17 protein-coding genes are annotated in these 16,646 nt (G+C 70.2%); 11 read left to right on the forward strand and 6 right to left on the reverse strand.

The window, feature by feature from the left end; genetic code table 11:
- Positions 1-620 precede the first annotated feature (620 nt).
- The 3 genes from HOV91_RS34690 to HOV91_RS34700 form a co-directional block, all read right to left on the reverse strand.
- Positions 621-800, reverse strand: a complete 180-nt coding sequence (locus HOV91_RS34690; RefSeq protein WP_174189481.1) for a DUF6374 family protein — start codon at positions 798-800, stop codon at positions 621-623.
- 141 nt (positions 801-941) lie between these two features.
- Positions 942-1,292 carry a DUF1330 domain-containing protein gene (locus HOV91_RS34695; protein WP_174189482.1) on the reverse strand — a complete coding sequence of 117 codons (351 nt, stop codon included), beginning with the start codon at positions 1,290-1,292 and terminating at the stop codon, positions 942-944.
- A gap of 101 nt (positions 1,293-1,393) precedes the next feature.
- Positions 1,394-2,101: a hypothetical protein gene (locus tag HOV91_RS34700; RefSeq protein ID WP_174189483.1), complete on the reverse strand. Its 708-nt coding sequence runs from the start codon at positions 2,099-2,101 to the stop codon at positions 1,394-1,396.
- A 167-nt stretch (positions 2,102-2,268) separates the two neighbouring features.
- Here HOV91_RS34700 and HOV91_RS34705 point away from each other — a divergent pair, with 167 nt between their 5' ends.
- The gene (locus HOV91_RS34705) at positions 2,269-2,496 is read left to right on the forward strand and encodes a hypothetical protein (protein WP_174189484.1); all 228 of its coding nucleotides are present in this window, start codon (positions 2,269-2,271) and stop codon (positions 2,494-2,496) included.
- A gap of 3 nt (positions 2,497-2,499) precedes the next feature.
- Here HOV91_RS34705 and HOV91_RS34710 read toward each other — a convergent pair whose 3' ends face one another.
- From HOV91_RS34710 to HOV91_RS34720, 3 genes are all read right to left on the reverse strand, one after another.
- Positions 2,500-3,396, reverse strand: a complete 897-nt coding sequence (locus HOV91_RS34710; protein ID WP_174189485.1) for a glycosyltransferase family 2 protein — start codon at positions 3,394-3,396, stop codon at positions 2,500-2,502.
- The gene (locus HOV91_RS34715; protein ID WP_174189486.1) at positions 3,347-4,285 is read right to left on the reverse strand and encodes a glycosyltransferase family 2 protein; all 939 of its coding nucleotides are present in this window, start codon (positions 4,283-4,285) and stop codon (positions 3,347-3,349) included. The genes HOV91_RS34710 and HOV91_RS34715 overlap by 50 nt, the downstream gene beginning before the upstream one ends.
- 283 nt (positions 4,286-4,568) lie before the next feature.
- Positions 4,569-5,960 carry an aldehyde dehydrogenase family protein gene (locus tag HOV91_RS34720; protein ID WP_174189487.1) on the reverse strand — a complete coding sequence of 464 codons (1,392 nt, stop codon included), beginning with the start codon at positions 5,958-5,960 and terminating at the stop codon, positions 4,569-4,571.
- A gap of 106 nt (positions 5,961-6,066) precedes the next feature.
- On the opposite strand from HOV91_RS34720, the gene HOV91_RS34725 reads away from it, so the two are divergent.
- The 10 genes from HOV91_RS34725 to HOV91_RS34770 all read left to right on the forward strand — a co-directional run.
- Complete coding sequence (locus tag HOV91_RS34725) at positions 6,067-7,044, forward strand: glycosyltransferase (RefSeq protein WP_217441462.1); 978 nt, start codon at positions 6,067-6,069, stop codon at positions 7,042-7,044.
- 31 nt (positions 7,045-7,075) lie between these two features.
- The gene (locus HOV91_RS34730; RefSeq protein WP_174189488.1) at positions 7,076-8,317 is read left to right on the forward strand and encodes a glycosyltransferase; all 1,242 of its coding nucleotides are present in this window, start codon (positions 7,076-7,078) and stop codon (positions 8,315-8,317) included.
- Positions 8,318-8,325: 8 nt separating this feature from the next.
- Positions 8,326-9,297, forward strand: a complete 972-nt coding sequence (locus HOV91_RS34735; RefSeq protein WP_312884888.1) for a UDP-glucuronic acid decarboxylase family protein — start codon at positions 8,326-8,328, stop codon at positions 9,295-9,297.
- Between the two features lie 108 nt (positions 9,298-9,405).
- Positions 9,406-11,028 (forward strand): carbamoyltransferase family protein, encoded by a 1,623-nt coding sequence (locus HOV91_RS34740; protein WP_174189489.1) that lies wholly within the window; start codon positions 9,406-9,408, stop codon positions 11,026-11,028.
- The gene (locus HOV91_RS34745; protein WP_174189490.1) at positions 11,025-12,527 is read left to right on the forward strand and encodes an HAD-IIIA family hydrolase; all 1,503 of its coding nucleotides are present in this window, start codon (positions 11,025-11,027) and stop codon (positions 12,525-12,527) included. The genes HOV91_RS34740 and HOV91_RS34745 overlap by 4 nt, the downstream gene beginning before the upstream one ends.
- Positions 12,524-13,567, forward strand: coding sequence for a glycosyltransferase family 9 protein (locus HOV91_RS34750; protein WP_174189491.1), 1,044 nt, complete (start codon positions 12,524-12,526; stop codon positions 13,565-13,567). The genes HOV91_RS34745 and HOV91_RS34750 overlap by 4 nt, the downstream gene beginning before the upstream one ends.
- Complete coding sequence (locus tag HOV91_RS34755) at positions 13,564-14,127, forward strand: D-sedoheptulose-7-phosphate isomerase (RefSeq protein ID WP_174189492.1); 564 nt, start codon at positions 13,564-13,566, stop codon at positions 14,125-14,127. Before HOV91_RS34750 ends, HOV91_RS34755 begins: the two co-directional genes overlap by 4 nt.
- A complete protein-coding gene (gene rfaE2 / locus HOV91_RS34760) occupies positions 14,124-15,500 on the forward strand; it encodes a D-glycero-beta-D-manno-heptose 1-phosphate adenylyltransferase (protein ID WP_174189493.1) in 1,377 nt (458 codons plus the stop codon). The genes HOV91_RS34755 and rfaE2 overlap by 4 nt, the downstream gene beginning before the upstream one ends.
- Before the next feature lie 20 nt (positions 15,501-15,520).
- Positions 15,521-16,210 carry an SDR family oxidoreductase gene (locus HOV91_RS34765; protein WP_174189494.1) on the forward strand — a complete coding sequence of 230 codons (690 nt, stop codon included), beginning with the start codon at positions 15,521-15,523 and terminating at the stop codon, positions 16,208-16,210.
- On the forward strand, positions 16,201-16,646 hold a 446-nt coding region (locus tag HOV91_RS34770; RefSeq protein WP_369009329.1), incomplete at its 3' end, for a glycosyltransferase family 9 protein. The genes HOV91_RS34765 and HOV91_RS34770, both read left to right, overlap by 10 nt.

The raw sequence follows: 16,646 nt of genomic DNA on the forward strand, positions 1-16,646 counted from the left end.
GGGGGTGGGCACCCTCCACCCCCCGGGGCCCCAAAGGGGCTTGTGTGGGTTCGGCTTGCAGTGATGCAGACCACCCATAGCAGATAACTCTAAGTCCCCGAGCGGCCGCACGCGAGGGTTCGCTCCAAGTTGGCCCCTGACCGGCCGATCCTCCTTACCGGAGCGTTGACCAGCGCCTACGTGAGAGACCAAGGCACGCCGGATAGTTCGCTCTCGACCTGACCGCGGAACGGAAAGCATCGAATCCGTCTGCCACCCTCCGCCGATCCGGTCTGCGAGTACTCCCACCGAAATGCCCGTTGTCACGATCCCCAGTGCCGTGGCCGCGTCGCGCCGGTCCCCCGAAACGTCCGGCGATCGAACTCGATTGCGTACCGACCGACGGCCCTGCTCCGATCAGGCCGACGACGAAGCCGAGCAGCCAGGGGAACCGGCCGCCGCACCCGCCGCCAATGCATCTGCCAGCGCGCCGGATCGGCGGATACTACGGGTATCGGTCGACCAGCGGTTCCGGCAGCGCGAGTCCCACGAGATAGCCGATCGGTCCGCCGAGAACACCGAGCAGACGATTCCTGCGGGAAAGGACGCGATCGTCGGTGACAGCACGCGGCAGGGTCGACTCAGCCGGCGGGTTCGGGCGATTCCACGGCCTCGTCGTACACCTGGCACGCGTCGCGGACTTTGGTCGCGAGGAATCGCATTCGCTCAGCGGTGAGGTAGCCGCCGCGAAAAGCGGTCTGGTCCAGCTCGGCGGCCACCTGGTCCAGCGCCAACCGCGCGAAACGGATCTGATCAGGCATGAACAAGTTGTACCGGCGATTACCGACGAAAACACCACCCCACGCCGGGAACAGCGGCAGTCGAAATAGAAGCGATCATATTCGGCTGGGCCGATTCGAAATCTCGGTGATCTGATCCCCTGCTGCCAACGGCGCGCACGATCAAGAATTATTCGACAGCGCCTGCCGTATGGCTTTTACGGCAGCGGTCGGCGCGTAATCGGCGGGGACGCCCTCGACCAGAATGATGTCGCCCTCGATGTGCCGCGAGCGCAGCGGCGCGATCTCCCGATATGCGGGCGAGTCCCACCATTCCCGTGCCTCGGCGATCCCTGGAAAGCCGATCATCACCACGGCGCCGGGCCAGCTGCCTTCCTTCACCTCATGTTGCGCCGCGTGCACGAGGTAGCGGCCGCCGTAGGGTTCGAAGGTGCCGGGGAGGCGCTCGATGTATTCGGCGATCTCCGGGTGAGGATCCGCGTCTTGCAAGTGGGCGATGGCGTAGGCGGGCATGGCTCGTCCCTCCGGTCGATCGGATTCGGTTACGCCGTGATCGTGGCACCTCGACGGCCCACGGTCGATTACCTGCCAGGTAAGCGATACCGGTCTTACGCCTATGCGCTGGTGGGCGCGAGCCCCGAGCCCGTACTCGTCCCCGCTCGAACCCGAGCCGCACGGTCTCGGGCGTACGCGATGACCTTCGCCGCGTCGACCGACATGTCCTCCGCCGCACAGCACGCCTGGAATCGGTCGCATGCGTCGTCCAATCCCGGTCCTGGTCCGCGGTCGGCGAGCAGGACGACGATCGCCTCCCGAGCGCCGAGCCGCGGATCGGGGAGGGCCAGCAGTTCATCGAGATACCGGCCCGGTTCCAGCAATCGCAGCGCCCGGCGCGCGTAGGTGTGCACCCGCCGGGGCAATTCGGCGCGGATGGCGTCGACGTCTGCCTGCAGCACCCGGCCCGGTTGCGCCGGGTCGACCCGCAGGGACCACAACTCGGTCGGATCGTCGGGCATACCGTGGTCGTCGATCAGGCCGGGACCGCTCGCCTGCTCGAACGGCACGGGCGGGAGACCCAGCTGCGCGTTGCGCCAGTTGCCGAACTCCCACCAGGCGGTCGGCGTGGCGCTCAGGCTCAAGCCGAACCTCAGCTCCTGCTGCCCGTCGGTCCAGGTACGCAGGGTCCGGGTGCGGCCGACACGGGCCACACCGTCCGGCACGACCCGCACCCACATGGCCTCGGAGCCATCGAAGCCATACGGTCGCAGCAGCTTTCCCGCCGAACGCGTCAGTCGGCGCAGCGCCGTGTCCGGTCCGACCATGCGAGCAGATTAGCGGGAGGCACCGACACGAGCACCGAGCCGATGGAGAAACGGGCACGGCGGAGTGCCGTCGGCCGGTCCGGGTATCCCCTCCGCACAGCGACCATCGATAGCACCTGGCACACCACGCCTGCGCACCCGGCCCTGGACGACTGAAGGAGAGCGCTATGCCGGCGCGACACCGCACCTATCTCGTCCGTCTCGACCCCTACCTGCTCGTCGAGAGTGCGACGCCGAGAGGGATTCGGGGAAAGTTCTTCGACTGGTTGCAGACCGTCGACGCCGAGGTCGTCGAACTCTGCGGCGCCGATCGCGTCGTCATCTCCGCCGCGCCGGAGGTAGCGGACCGGATCCGCGACCTCGGGTATGTGCTGGACGTCGAGCGGCACGAATAGTCGTCAGCCCACATAGCGCCGTGCGACAGAACGGCGCTGAGATTCTTCCAACTGGACGAGCCCGGCCTCGACCTGCGGCGGGAGGACTCGTCGTTCGCGCAGCACCCACGGTAGTCCGCGCAGTGTCTCGAGGACGGCCGCGGCCGTCGTCAGGTCGGCCGGGGCCGAGCTGAGCACGACGGCGGTCCGGCGGGCGGCGCTGCGGGCGGGACGGCGCAACCACAGCGTCCACAACGTGTTGCGGATACCGAGTCGGCGACGACGGGTCGCATCACGGCTGCGGGAGGGCTCGTGATGGATGATCATGTCCTCTATCCAGCACATCCACCAGCCGCGTGCCGCGAGGTCCAGCGCGAGCAGTTCCTCTTCGCCGCCGAACCACAACCGCCGGGAGAAGCCGCCGACTTCCCGGAACGCGCTGACCCGGAATGCGGACAGCGCCGCAAGCACGCCGAGCAGGGCGGGGCCGGGCAGCCATTCGGGCCCGCGCACCGGTGAATCGCGCAGCTCCGGCGTGATCGGGTCCTCGTGGAGACGGGGCGCGACCAGGCAACGCCCGGTCACCGAAGCCAGGCCGGGGAACTGGTCGAGCAGGTCGGCGGCGCGGGTCAACGCGCCCGGCTGCCATCGGGTGTCGTCATCGCAGAAGGCCACATACGGCGTGACCACCTGCTCGATCGCGATGTTGCGCGCCACCGCGCCCAGATTGTCGCGCGAGCGGATGAGCCGCACGGTGGGGAACGCCGCGGCGACCGCGTCCGCCGTGCCGTCGCTCGACCCGTTGTCCACGAGGATGATCGGCGCCGCGTCGGCCAGCGCGGTCATGTGCGTGAGCGTGCGCAGCAGCTGTTCACGCCGGTTGTGGCTGATGACGACGACCGTCATCCGTTGCTCGGCCATCCGGCCACCTCCTGTCCTCGGCGAGTTCCAGCAGCCTGGCCCGGCGCTCCACCTCCGGCGGCAACGGGCGCCGCTGCGCCAACGCCCACGGGAGACGGCGAATGATCCCGCCGACCGCCAGCAACGTCGAGGGGTCGCGCGCCGCCCGGCACAGCAGACCGGCGGATTCGGCCGCGCACCGCCGTAGCGGTCGCCGCATCCAGGCGATCAACGCGTTGTTGCGCTGCTCGACCCGCCTGCGCCACGCGTGCGGCGGTCGCCGCGCCGACGGGTGGTGGTGGGCGCGCACTTCCGCCACGTAGCAGAGGTCCCAGCCGCAGGCCGCCAGGTCGAGTGACAGCAATCGTTCTTCGGCACCGAAGTGCAGCAGCGAACTGAATCCGGTGGCCTGCAGGTACGCCTCCTTCCGGACGACCGCCGCACAGGCCAGGAAGCCCAGTATCAATGGACCGGGCAGCTCGGGAGGGTGTCCGAGCGGGCTGGTCGCCATCAGTTCGTTGACGGGATCGTCGCGGTGGTCGGCGCCGACGAGCGTGCGTCCGGCCACGAGGCCGAGCCGGGGATGGGCGTCCAGCACCCGCTCGGCTTCGGCGAGCGCGTCACCGGCCCACCACGAGTCGTCGTCACTGAAGGCGACGTAGGGGGTCCGGGCGATCGCGACGCCGAGGTTGCGCGCCGCCGCTCCGAAATTGCGCGGGAGCCGGATGACCTTCACCTCCGGGAACGACTCCGCCGCGAGGACGGTGTCATCGACGGACGCGTTGTCCAGCACCACGATCGCGGGACGCGGACGCAGCGCGCGCAACTCGGTCAAGGTGCGGGCCAATTCGGGAGCGCGGTTACGGGTCGCGATGACGACAGTGGTCTTCGCCCCGGTCCGTGCGCTCACGCCGAGCGTCCCGAGCGCAATTCATCCGACAGGTCCTGGATCGAGGCGCCGGCCACATCGCCGACCGTTCTTTCCGCGTGTACAGAACTGGGCAACCCGGTGACAAGTACCCGCATGTCTCGGCGCGTACCCCGGTGCACCGCCGCCCAATCAGATGACAGCAATCTTTCGGCAACACTCGCGGCTGTCGTCGTCCCATGGTCTGCGGCAGGCCGGACGAGCAGCGGCCGAAACTCGCCGTGCCGGGCGGCGTCTGGTGACCATTGCGGGGAACAGTGGCCGCCTAGCCTGCGGCCGGGCGCAGGTGGACGACTTTGGTCTGGGTCATCTCGTCCAGCAATTCGGGTCCGTAACCGAAGCCGGTTCCGCTGGCACGGCGGGGGTGCGCCGCTCCGCCGGGCGCCCCGCCGAACACCGCGTTGATCTTCACCGTCCCCACCGGCAGTTCACGCCAGGCGTACTGGGCATTGGCCAGCGACGGAGTGAGCACGGTCGCCGCGAGCCCGTAGTCGTCGCTCGCGGCCTCGGCGATGCCCTGCTCGAACGAATCCACCACCCGAACCGGCGCGACCGGACCGAACGTTTCCTCACGCATGATCCGCATATCCGGATGGCAGCGTGTCAGCACGGTGGCCGGATAGTGCGCACCGGCGCCGTCCGGCACGGCTCCGCCCGCCATCAGGTCGGCCCCGCGCTCCACCGCGTCGCGCACGTGGGCATGGACCTGGTCGCGATGGCGCCGGTCGACCAGCGGCGCGGGGTTCCAGGACTCGGCTTCGGCGACCAAGGCCGCGAGAAACGCCTCCGCCACGTCCCGGTGCACGAAGACCCTTTCCACCGACACACAGATCTGACCGGAGTTCGCGAACGCGCCGAGCGCCGCCTGCCCGGCGGCCCATACGGGATCCACACCGGCGTCGACCACGAGTGCGTCGTTGCCGCCGTTTTCCAGCAGCGCCTTGGCGCCGGTGGCCGCAGCGCTTTTCGCGATCGAACGTCCCGTCGCCGTGCTGCCGACGTGCGCGATGACGTCCACATCGGACCGTGCGGCGAGCAGTGCGCCGACCCGCCCATCGCCTTGGACCGTCTGTAGCACACCCTCGGGCAGCCCACGGGCGAGCAGATCGCCGAGCAGAGCGCCGGTGTGCGGTGCGCGTTCGCTCGGCTTGTACACCACCGTATTCCCGGTGACCAGTGCCGCGCCGAGCAGACCGCAGGACACCGCCACGGGATCGTTCCACGGCGTCAGGGCGACGACGACGCCGCGCGGTTCCCACACCATGAAGTCGGTCGCTTCGAAGTCCCCTTGCAAGCTCTTTCCGCGGTGCACCGGTCCCAGTTCGGCATACTGCTCCAAGGTCGCGGCGCCGGCCAGCACCCCTTCCCTGCCCTCGGCCCGCGGGCGTCCGGTTTCGGCCTGGTTGAGTTCGGCCAGTTCATCGGCACGTTCGCGAAGCAGAGCGGCACCGGCGCGCAGCGCGGCGGCGCGTTCGGCGACCGGGGTTCGCGCCCACCCGGCCTGCACGCGCTTCGCCAGCGCTACCTGCCGATCCATCTCCGCGATGCCGGTCACGGGCACCGTGCCGACGGTGGCGCCGGTCGCGGGGTCGCAGATCTCGATCGTCTCGGTTGCCCGATGGTCAGTGGGAAACGTGACAGCATCCGGTGCGCTCATATCGCGGGCGTTACCTGGCGCCCCCGGTTCAAACCAGCGATGACGGACGGTAGTCGTCGGCCGCCGACCAGGTTTGATCCTGCGGTCAGAGGCAAGAGCTATCGACATGGCCGAGATGACCGGACGGCTCACTGTGCTCTTGTGGCACGTGCACGGGTCTTGGACGACGTCGTTCGTCCGGGGGCCGCACCGCTACCTGGTCCCCGTGGTGGAAGGCGGCGGGCCGTGGGGCCACGGTCGGTGCGGCCGCGACTGGCCCTCCGTCACGGAGGTGCCCGCGGCCCGATTGCGCGAAACCGAGCCCGACGTGGTCGTTCTGCAACGCCCGGAGGAGATCGACCTCACCGAGCGATGGCTCGGGCGTCGTCCCGGCGCCGGCATTCCGGCGGTCTACGTCGAGCACAACGCTCCGCGCCCCAGCGCGGCGACCACCCGGCATCCGCTGGCGGACCGCGGCGACATCCCGCTCGTGCACGTCACGCATTTCAACAACCTGATGTGGGACAACGGCAGAGCGCCCACCCGGGTGGTGCCCCACGGCATCGTGGACCCCGGCGCGCTGTACACCGGCGAAATACCACACGGCGTAGCGCTGATCAACGAACCGACGCGGCGCGGAAGGATCACCGGCAGCGATCTGCTGCCCGACTTCGCGATGGCGGGGCCGATCGATCTGTACGGCATCGGAGCGGACGAATTCACGGCGGACAGACCCACCGGGCACCCGATCCGCGGCATCGGCGACCTCGAGCAGTCCGCATTGCATCCGGACATGGCGCGGCGAAGGGTGTATCTGCACACCGCGCGGTGGACCTCGCTCGGATTGTCCCTCCTGGAAGCCATGCACCTGGCCATGCCGGTCGTCGCCCTCGCCACGACCGAGGCCGTCAGCGCGGTGCCGCCGGAAGCGGGCGCCCTCTCGTGCGACATCGCGACGCTCACCGCGAAATTTCACGAATTCCTCCACGAACCCGATCTGGCGGTGCTCGCGGGCAAGTCGGGACGGCAGTTCGCGCTGGAGCATTTCGGCCTCGAGGTCTTCCTGCACCGGTGGGATTCCCTCCTGGCCGAGGTCACCGAATGAAGGCAGTGTCCCGGAGCGCAAAGGCGGAATCATGAAGATCGCGATGGTGTCCGAACACGCAAGCCCGCTCGCCGTATTGGGCGGCGTCGACGCCGGTGGACAGAACGTTCATGTCGCGGAGCTGTCCGCGGCTCTGTGCAGGCAGGGGCACGAGGTCACCGTCTATACGCGCCGTGAGGAGACGCAGGCGCCGCCCACGGTCGTCACCGACCAGGGTTACCGCGTGGTCCATGTCCCGGCCGGGCCCGCCCAGCCGCTGCCCAAGGACGAGTTGCTCCCGTTCATGGGCGAATTCGGCGCCTTCCTGCGACAGCACTGGCGCCGCCTGCGCCCCGATGTGGTGCACGCCCACTTCTGGATGTCCGGGCTGGCCGCCTTGCGGGCCGCTCGCCCCGCCGACGTCCCGGTCGTGCAGACATTTCACGCGCTCGGGGTGGTGAAACGCCGGTACCAGGGCGCGAACGACACCAGTCCACCTGAGCGGGTGCGCCTGGAACGATCGATCGCCGAACAGGTCGACCGCATCATCGCCACGTGTTCCGACGAGGTCTTCGAGCTGGCCAGGATGGGCGTGCCGCGGTCGCGAACGTCGGTGATTCCCTGCGGCGTGGATCTCGGGCAGTTCACGCCGGACGGGCCGAGCGCACCGAGGTCGGCCGAGCACAGGATGGTCAGCGTGGGCAGGCTGGTGCCGCGCAAAGGTTTCGACACCGCCATCACCGCGCTCACCAGCCTGCCCGGCACCGAGTTGGTCGTGGTCGGCGGTCCGGACGACGGCGAACTCGCCGACGACCCGGAGGGCAGGCGACTGCTGGCACTGGCGGACGAACTCGGCGTGCGCGACCGGCTGCACATGCTGGGGCAGGTGCCGAGAGCACGGATGGCTCCCCTATTGCGGTCGGCGGACGTGGCCGTGTGCACGCCGTGGTACGAACCGTTCGGCATCACACCGCTGGAAGCGATGGCATGCGGGGTTCCGGTGGTGGCCGCCGCGGTCGGAGGTCTCATCGACACCGTCGTCGACGGCGTGACCGGCAGGCTGATCCCTCCACGGGCGCCCGCGGAACTGGCCGCGGCGGTGGGCGATCTTCTGGTCGAACCCGAAACCAGGGAAGCCTACGGCCGTGCCGGACACGATCGGGTCGAGGCGCGTTATTCGTGGGACCGGATCGCCACGGAGACCCTCCATACCTACCGCCGGGTGACCTCCCAGCACGAGAGCGGGCCAGGCGCCAGCGGATCGGGCGACGTTCGCGCGAGCGGTCAAGGGTAGGCGATGACGTGACCGAACCATGTGAACGCGCGTTGGTCACCGGCGGTTGCGGATTCGTCGGATCGCACCTGTGTGCGCAGTTGCTCGACGCGGGCACGGCCGTGGTCGCGCTGGACAACTTCGCTACCTCCGCACCGGACAACGTCGCCCTGCTACTGGACCGGCCCGGGTTCGAACTCCGCCAGCACGACGTCACCGAACCATTGCCCGAAATGGGCTGTTTCGACGTCGTCTTCCACCTCGCGTCGGCCGCGTCGCCGCCGGACTACCTCCGGCTGCCGATCGAGACGCTGCGAGCCGGTTCGCTCGGGACCGCCAACGCCCTCGACCTGGCCGAGCGGAACCGGGCTCGCTTCGTGCTCGCTTCGACGAGCGAGGTATACGGCGACCCGGCGGTCCACCCCCAGCCCGAGAGATATTGGGGCCACGTCAATCCGGTGGGTCCGCGCAGCGTCTACGACGAGGCGAAACGGTATGCCGAGGCGTTGACCATGGCGTATCGCCGGGAACGGGGCGTGAATGCCGGAATAGTCCGCATTTTCAACACCTACGGTCCCGGCATGCGCACCGACGACGGCCGGATGGTGCCCACCTTCATCGCGCAGGCGCTGGCGGACGCGCCGCTCACCATCGCCGGGACCGGCGAGCAGACCCGCTCCCTCTGTTACGTGCTGGACACGGTGCGCGGCCTGCTCGTGCTGGCGTCCACCGACCACCCTGGACCGGTCAACATCGGCAATCCGCACGAGGTCTCCGTCCGGTGCCTCGCCGAGGAGATCCGAGCGATGACCGGCAGCCGGTCCACCGTGACGTACGTCGAGAGCCCGATCGACGATCCGCAGCGGCGCTGCCCGGACATCTCGCTGGCCCGGCGTCAATTGGGCTGGTGGCCGACGGTCACCCGCGCGGAGGGGCTGCGCCGCACCATCGACTGGTTCGCCGGGCGTGCTTCCGCGGCGACCGAGGAGTCTTTGCGCTGATCAGCGGCTTGCGGCGGATCGGTTTAGTGGTGACTTCAGCGGGTAGCGCCAGACATATGTCAGCGGGCAGACCGACAGGTCCCGCGGCTCGAACAGAAAGGCGGGCCCGTGCGCATTCTCGGTATCAACGCGGTTTTCCATGACCCTGCCGCCGCCCTGATCGTGGACGGCGAAATCGTCGCGGCCGCCGAAGAAGAACGGTTCACCCGCCGCAAGCACGGCAAGCGGCCGGTGCCGTTCTCCGCGTGGGAGCTGCCCGAGCAAGCGGCCGCCTGGTGTCTGGAGCGAGCGGGATTGCGTCCCGATCAGCTCGACGCCGTTGGCTACTCCTACGATCCGAGGCTGGTCGACCATTCGCTCGGCGGTCTGGATCGGAGCAGCGAGGAGACCCGGACCGACTACGCTTTCCGAGCGCCCGCGTTCCTCGCGGCCGCGTTGCCCGGCCTCGATCCCGCGATCGTGCGCTTCGTGCGGCATCATCTGGCGCATGCCGCGTCCGCGGCGCTCGCGGCTCCGTCGGGCGACTGCGCGGTCCTGGTAGCCGACGGACGCGGCGAAAGCCATTCCTATCTCGCCGGGGAATACCGCGACGGCAAGTTCGTGGAGTTGGCGGCACAGCGGCTGCCGCACTCGCTCGGGCTGATGTACGAAGACCTCACCGAACATCTCGGATTCACCAGGTCCAGCGACGAATACAAGGTGATGGCGCTGGCCTCCTACGGCACGCCCCGGTTCCTCGACCGGTTGCGCGAACTCGTGTACTCCACCGATGACGGTGGTTATCGCACCGAGCCGGTGGACTGGGCGGGCTTCGCCCCCGCCGTGACCGGCGGTGAGATCGGCCGGGAGCACGCCGATCTCGCCGCGAGTGTCCAGCGACGGCTAGAGGACGTACTGCTCGAGCTGACTTGCTGGCTGCATCGACAGACCGGACAGCGGACACTGACGCTGGCCGGTGGCATCGCGCTGAACTGCGTGGCCAACAGCCGGTTGCACGCCGAAGGCCCCTACGAGCAGATCTGGGTGCAGCCGGCCGCGGGTGACGCGGGCACCGCGCTGGGCGCCGCGCTGCAATTGGCGGCCGAGTTCGGTGAGCGCGCCGCACCGATGCGAGGGGCCGATCTCGGCCGCGAGTGGACCGATTCGGAACTGGAAGAGGTGCTGCGCACGGCGAAAGTCCGGTACACGAGGTCCGAGGACGTCGCGGCCGACGTGGCGCGAGCGCTCGCGGAGGACGACGTGGTGGCCTGGTTCCAGGGCCGGGCGGAATTCGGCCCGCGCGCACTCGGGCATCGCTCGCTGCTCGCGCACCCCGGTCGGGCGGAGAATCTCGAACGTCTCAACGACGTGAAGGGTCGCGAACAGTTCCGGCCGCTCGCGCCGATGGTGCTCGCCGACCGGGCGTCCGAGATTTTCGGACGCGGGCCGCTGCCGAGCCCGTACATGCTGTTCGTCCACGATGTCGCCCCCGCGTGGCGCGCGCGCATCCCCGCGGTGACCCATGTGGACAGCACCGCACGGGTCCAGACCGTCGATCCCGCCGACAACCCGGTTCTGTCGAGGATGCTGGCGGAGTTCGACCGGCGCACCGGGTTGCCTGTGGTGGTCAACACGAGCCTGAACACCGCGGGCAGGCCGATGGTCGATTCGCCCCGCGACGCCCTCGAATGCTTCGGTTCCGCCCCGATCGACCTGCTCGCCCTCGGCCCGTTCCTGGTGCGCCGCTCATGAACGACCACACCGTGGACTACAGCGTCGTCATTCCGACCACGGGCCGGGAAAGCCTTCGTTTGCTGCTCGAATCACTCGACAACGCGGTGGGTCCCAAGCCACGGGAGACCATCGTCGTCGACGATCGACCCGGCGACGGGCCGCTGCCGCTGCGCGACACGGTGCCGCCGGTGCGGGTCGTCCGCTCGGGTGGCCGTGGACCCGCCGCGGCGAGGAACGCGGGCTGGCGGCACGCCACGGGCGCTTGGATCGCCTTCCTCGACGACGATGTGCTCACCGCGCCGGATTGGCCGGCCCGCTTGGCCGAGGACCTGCACGGGCTCGATGAGACAACGGCGGCCTCCACCGCCCGGATCGAGGTTCCGCTGCCGAAGCACCGCCGACCGACCGACGAAGAACGCGGCACCGCGCGCCTGGCCGCGGCGCGGTGGATCACCGCGGACATGGCCTATCGCCGCTGCGCGCTGGTCGCGGTCGGCGGCTTCGACGAACGGTTCCCCAGGGCCTTCCGCGAAGACGCCGACCTTGCGCTTCGCGTCTGCCTCGCGGGTTACGTCATCGCGCCAGGACAGCGGCTCACCCGCCACCCGCCGCGCGGTGGATCGGGACCCATGGCCAGCGTGCGGGCACAACGCGGGAACGCCGACAACGCTTTGCTGCGGCGAAAGTACGGCGCTCGGTGGCGTCAGCGCATCGGCGAAGACGCCGGAATGCTGCCCCGCCACGCGCTCACCACGGCCGCGGGGGCGGCGGCGACGGCGCTCGGCGTCGCGGGCCGGAAACGTTCCGCCCTCGCGTTCGCGACGCTGTGGACGGCGCTGACCGGCGAATTCGCCACGCGCCGAATCCTGCCCGGGCCTCGGACGCCCGCCGAGATCGGCCGGATGGCGTTGAGCAGCGCGCTGATTCCGCCTGCCGCGTGCTGGCACCGGCTGCGCGGTGAGTGGCGCCACCGCCACGCGACCCACGAATCGCCCCTGGCGTTGCTGTTCGACCGGGACGACACCCTCATCATCGATGTCCCCTATCTCGCCGATCCCACCGGGGTGCGGCCGGTGCCGGGAGCCGTCGACGCGCTGCGGCGGGTGCGCGAGGCCGGCATCCAGCTCGGCGTCGTGAGCAACCAGTCCGGCGTCGCGCGTGGATTGATCAGCCCGCAGCAGCTGGCCGCGGTGAATTCCCGGGTCGAGGAACTGCTCGGACCATTCGCGACATGGCAGGTGTGCGTGCACGGCGAAAGCGACGGCTGCCCGTGCCGCAAACCGCGGCCCGGCCTGGTTCGGCGGGCCGCGGCGGAACTCGGCGTCGACGTCGGCCGGTGCGTGCTCATCGGGGACACCGGCGCCGATGTCAGCGCCGCGATCTCCGCGGGCGCCCGCGCGATCCTGGTGCCGACGGCCAGGACTCGCCCCGAAGAGGTGCACCACGCGCGGCGCGAAGCGACCGTCGCGCAGGACCTGACCGAGGCGATACGACTGGCGATGGCCGGTGTGCCGTGACCGGCCGGGCGCTGGTGGCGCGCATGGACAACCTCGGCGATGTGCTGCTGGCCGGGCCGTGTGTGCGCGCGGTGGCAGCGCACGCCGATTCGGTGACGCTGTTGACCGGGCCGCGCGGCCGTGGCGCCGGTGACCTCCTGCCGGGTGTGGACCGGATCCTGTCCTGGTGCGCGCCCTGGATCGATCCCGAGCCGCCCCCGATCGCCTCGGCGGACGTCACCGCGTTCATCGAGCGGATACGCGAGCTCGAGGTCGATCTGGCGTTGATCCTGACGTCTTTTCACCAGTCGCCGCTGCCGCTGGCGCTGCTGCTCCGAATGGCCGGTGTTCCGTGGATCGGCGCGATCTCCGACGACTACCCCGGTTCGTTGCTGGACCTGCGCCATCGCGTCGAAGGCGATCCGCCCGAAGCGGAACGCGCGCTTTCGCTCGCCGACGCGGCCGGTTTCCGGCTATCCCCCGGTGACGACGGGAAACTCGCCCTGCGGCAGCCGTTGCCGGACGTCGGCGGCCTTACCGGCGAACCGGGCTACGTGGTGGTGCATCCCGCCGCGTCGGTACCGGCGCGGCAGCCGTCCGCGTCCCGATCGGCGGCCATCGTCGCCGCACTGACCAGCGCCGGACACCGGGTGATCGTGACCGGCGCCCCCGCCGACCGCCCACTCACCGACGCGGTCGCCGGTGGGCACGCCCTCGACCTCGGCGGAGCCACCACCCTGCCCGAACTCGCCGCCGTACTGCGCGACGCGAGCGTGGTGGTGGCGCCCAACACCGGTCCGGCACATCTGGCCGCGGCCGTGGGGACACCCGTGGTCTCCCTGTTCGCACCGGTGGTGCCCGCCGAACGCTGGGCGCCCTACGGCGTCCCGGTGGCCATGCTCGGTGACCAGCGCGCGCCGTGCCGGGGCAGCCGGGCTCGGGAGTGCCCGGTCGTCGGCCACCCGTGCCTCGAGTCGATCACCCCGGAACAGGTCGTCGGGGTGGCGGAAGAACTCGGTGCAGGCAGGCATGAGCGTCTGTGGACAGGAGGTGTGCGGTGATCGAGGAACATTTCGCGGCTTTGCGCACGGCACTGGAACGCACCAGTCGCTGCGCACCGAACATTCGCCGATGGGGGCGCGAACTGGCGGTGGTGCTCGACAACGGCGGCAGATTGCTCGCCTGCGGCAACGGTGGCAGCGCCGCCGAAGCCCAGCACCTTACCGGGGAACTGGTCGGCCGCTTCCGCCATGAACGCCGCCCGCTGTCGGCGATCGCCTTGCACGCCGACACCTCGGCGGGCACCGCGATCGTGAACGACTACGGCGAAACCGAGCTGTTCGCACGCCAGGTCCGCGCGCACGGCAGGCCCGGCGATGTTCTCGTGCTGTTGTCCACCAGTGGCACCAGCCCGAACGTCGTGGCCGCCGCGAAGGCTGCGCACGACATCGGCGTCACCACGTGGGCCATGACCGGCCCCGCGCCCAATCCGCTCGCGGCGCTGTGCGACGAGGCGGTGTCCGTGGACGCGCCCAGCACCGCCACCGTGCAAGAAGTGCATCTGGTCCTGGTGCATGCCCTGTGCTCGGCGCTCGACGAGGCGCTGGGAGTCCCCACATGAAGCCGTTGGTCGTGGTCGGCGACACCATTCTCGACGTCGATATCGAGGGTGCCGCCGACCGGTTGTCTCCCGAAGCGCCCGTGCCCGTGGTGGACGTGCAGCGCCAGTGGGTACGCCCGGGCGGCGCCGGTCTGGCCGCCGCGCTCGCCGCGCGGTCGGTCACCGAGGTCTCGCTCGTCACGGCGACCGCCGACGACCGGGACGGCCGCACTCTCGCGGGGTTGCTGGACCGGGACGTCCAGGTCGTTCCGATGCTGTTGCGCGGCGAGACGGTACGCAAGACCCGCATCCGCGCCGCCGGGCAGTCGCTGCTGCGGCTGGACACCGGGGACGGCACGGCGGATGGCGGTTCGGTGAGCGCCTCGGTCACCGAGATCCTGCGTGCGGCCGGCGCGATCCTCGTGGCCGACTACGGCCGAGGCGTCGCCGCGCATCCGGAGATCCGGCGCCTGCTGACCGAGCTGGCCCGGTCCGTTCCGGTGGTGTGGGACCCACACCCGCGCGGCCCGGCGCCTACGCCGGGTGCGTCGCTGGTCTCGCCGAACCTGAAAGAGGCGCGTCAGTTCGCCCCGGGATACGTGGAACCCGACGAGTTGGCGAAGGTACTTCGTGACGAGTGGGCCGCGGATTCCGTCGCGGTCACCACCGGAGCGGGCGGGGCCGTGCTCGCCAACGGGAAACGGCTCACCGTGGTGCCCGTACCCGCCGAAGTCCGTATCGCCGGCCACGTCCGTTCCGACACGTGCGGCGCGGGCGACCGCTTCGCGTCGGCCGCGACCGCCGCGCTTTTCGACGGGTCCACGGTGGCGGACGCCGTCTCGCACGCCGTGGACGCGGCGGCCAGGTTCGTCGCGGCCGGTGGCGCGGCCACGCTGTCCACCTGCGACAGCACCGCCGCCGCGCAGGTCGGGCAGGAGCGCCGATCGGCGTTCGAGGTGGCGGCCGCGATCAGGGCGCGCGGCGGCAGACTCGTCGCCACCGGCGGCTGTTTCGATCTGCTGCACCCCGGTCATGTGAGCCTGCTGCGCCAGGCTCGCGCCATGGGCGACGCGTTGGTGGTCTGCCTGAACTCCGATGCGTCGGTGCGGCGGCTGAAGGGGCCACGCCGCCCGATCGTCACCGCCGGTGACCGAGCGCGGTTGCTCACCGCGCTGTCCTCGGTGGACGCCGTCGTCGAGTTCGACGAATCCACACCGAGCGCGCTGCTGGAGCGCCTGCGCCCCGATGTGTGGGTGAAGGGCGGCGACTACTCCGGCGCGCACCTCCCCGAAGCCGAGGTCGTTCGCGGTTACGGCGGCGAGATCGCGCTGATCCCCATGGTTCCCGGTTACTCGACCTCACAGCTCGTCGCCGCGGCCGAGGGCCGAGGCTGACCCGAGAACGAAGGAGCGCGATGCGAACCCTTGGCAATATCTTGATCACCGGTGGCGCTTCCGGGCTCGGCGCGGCGGTGACCGCCGCGGTCCGCGAGCACGGGGGCCGTCCCTTCGTGATCGACCGGGTGCAGCCCGAGACGCCCGTCGACTTCGTGGGTGCCGACCTCGCCGACAGCGCCGCCGCCGAACGAGCGGTGCGCGAACTCGTCGAGCGCGCGGACGGCCGCATCGACGGCGTGTTCACCGCCGCGGGAACCGACGCCTGCGGCCCGCTGGACAAGGTGCCCACCGCGAAGTGGGAGCATGTGGTCCGGGTCAACCTGTTCGGCACGGCCGCCGTGGTGCGTGCTGCTCTTCCGGCCTTGCGCAGGAGCAAGGGAACGGTGGTGACCTGCGCTTCCACCCTGGGCGTCAAGGCGGTCGGTGACGCGACCGCCTATTGCGCGTCGAAATTCGGCGTCGTCGGCTTCACCAGGGCGCTCGCCGCCGAGACCGCGGGCAGCGTCGGGGTGACGCTGCTGATCCCGGGCGGCATGCACACCGCGTTCTTCGACGACCGCGACGAGCAGTACAAGCCGCCGGCCGACGCGAAACTCAACCAACCCGAGGATGTCGCCAACGCGGTGGTCTTCGCGCTGCGCCAGCCGCCCGGCTGCGAGGTCAGGGAAATGGTCGTGTGCGCCTCGGAAGAGGGATCGTGGCCCTGACCGGCTCGATTCTCGTGCTCCGCGCACTCGGGCTCGGCGACCTGCTGACCATCGTGCCCGCGCTGCGTGGACTGCGCAGCGCGCACCCGGACGACCGCCTGGTGCTGGCCGCACCGGAAGCGCTCCGCGATCTCGTCGGCCTCATCGACGCGGTCGACGAACTGCTGCCGACCGCGGGATTGGGTGCGCTGCGGTGGCAGGGCGCACCGCCGAGATGGGCGGTCAACTTGCACGGCAGCGGGCCGGAGAGCATCCGTGATCTGCTCGCGCAGCGTCCGGAGGCACTGCTGACGCATCGTCATCCGGATTTCCCCGAGCTGCCCGGCCCCGAGTGGCGCGACGACCTGCACGAGGTGGAGCGCTGGTGCCGGCTGCTGGAGTACGGACGGATCGACGCCGATCCGACCGACTTGCTGCTCCCCGCCCCACCGCGGCC

It is taken from the genome of Nocardia barduliensis, assembly GCF_013315795.1.
Classification (GTDB): domain Bacteria; phylum Actinomycetota; class Actinomycetes; order Mycobacteriales; family Mycobacteriaceae; genus Nocardia; species Nocardia barduliensis.

Coding starts and splice junctions, on each gene's coding strand:
- HOV91_RS34710 (WP_174189485.1), bottom strand. CDS start 3,396: ATGGCCGAGCAACGGATGACGGTCGTCGTCATCAGCCACAACCGGCGT.
- HOV91_RS34730 (WP_174189488.1), top strand. CDS start 7,076: ATGAAGATCGCGATGGTGTCCGAACACGCAAGCCCGCTCGCCGTATTG.
- HOV91_RS34720 (WP_174189487.1), bottom strand. CDS start 5,960: ATGAGCGCACCGGATGCTGTCACGTTTCCCACTGACCATCGGGCAACC.
- HOV91_RS34725 (WP_217441462.1), top strand. CDS start 6,067: ATGGCCGAGATGACCGGACGGCTCACTGTGCTCTTGTGGCACGTGCAC.
- rfaE2 (WP_174189493.1), top strand. CDS start 14,124: ATGAAGCCGTTGGTCGTGGTCGGCGACACCATTCTCGACGTCGATATC.
- HOV91_RS34695 (WP_174189482.1), bottom strand. CDS start 1,292: ATGCCCGCCTACGCCATCGCCCACTTGCAAGACGCGGATCCTCACCCG.
- HOV91_RS34705 (WP_174189484.1), top strand. CDS start 2,269: ATGCCGGCGCGACACCGCACCTATCTCGTCCGTCTCGACCCCTACCTG.
- HOV91_RS34745 (WP_174189490.1), top strand. CDS start 11,025: ATGAACGACCACACCGTGGACTACAGCGTCGTCATTCCGACCACGGGC.
- HOV91_RS34690 (WP_174189481.1), bottom strand. CDS start 800: ATGCCTGATCAGATCCGTTTCGCGCGGTTGGCGCTGGACCAGGTGGCC.
- HOV91_RS34700 (WP_174189483.1), bottom strand. CDS start 2,101: ATGGTCGGACCGGACACGGCGCTGCGCCGACTGACGCGTTCGGCGGGA.
- HOV91_RS34765 (WP_174189494.1), top strand. CDS start 15,521: ATGCGAACCCTTGGCAATATCTTGATCACCGGTGGCGCTTCCGGGCTC.